The organism is Flavobacterium koreense, assembly GCF_054776075.1.
The window spans coordinates 1-726 of record NZ_BAAHCF010000036.1 but is presented as its reverse complement, the minus strand read 5'-3'; the positions used below and the strand labels follow the sequence as shown (position 1 = coordinate 726).

General features: G+C 35.3%; 1 protein-coding gene. It reads right to left on the bottom strand.

Features of this window, described 5'->3' with window-relative positions:
- On the bottom strand, window positions 1-726 hold a 726-nt coding region (locus ACYU7A_RS13380), incomplete at both ends, for an HYR-like domain-containing protein (RefSeq protein WP_460577326.1).

Here is a 726-nt window from a genome sequence, read left to right as displayed (position 1 = left end):
CACAAGCTACAATTGTTGTAGAACCGAAACCATCGTTGTCAGCATCTAAATATTGTATTTCGTTATCATTACAATCTGTATTATCCAAAACATAACCAACAGGTTGCGAACATGCTTGAGTAGAAACTGAAGGATTACCAAATGTATCACCATCAATATCTTGGTAGAATGTAATTAAAACATTTTGAGTATTGTTGTTATCATTACAATCTGTATTGTTAGCAACACCACAAGCTACAATTGTTGAAGAACCGAAACCATCGTTGTCAGCATCTAAATATTGTATTTCGTTATCATTACAATCTGTATTGTTTAAAACATATCCAACAGGTTGTGTACATGCTTGAGTAGTTAAAGCAGGATTACCAAAAGTATCACCATCAATATCTTGGTAGAATGTGATAATTGTTCCACCATTTGTAACAACTACAGATTGAGTTTGAGTTGAAGTATTTCCGTTACCGTCATTATAAGTCCAAGTCACAGTATAAGTTCCTTGAGCATTGTATGTTAAAGCATCAGTTGTAGTACCAGTAATAGTTCCAGTACATGCATCAGTTGCAGTAGGAGCAGTTACAGTAGCAGAACATTGACCAGTTACAGTTGGTAAAGAGGCTACGTTTGCTATAGGAGCAATAGTATCGTCAACAACTACAGATTGAGTTTGAGTTGAAGTATTTCCGTTACCATCATTATAAGTCCAAGTCACAGTGTAAGTTCCTTGAG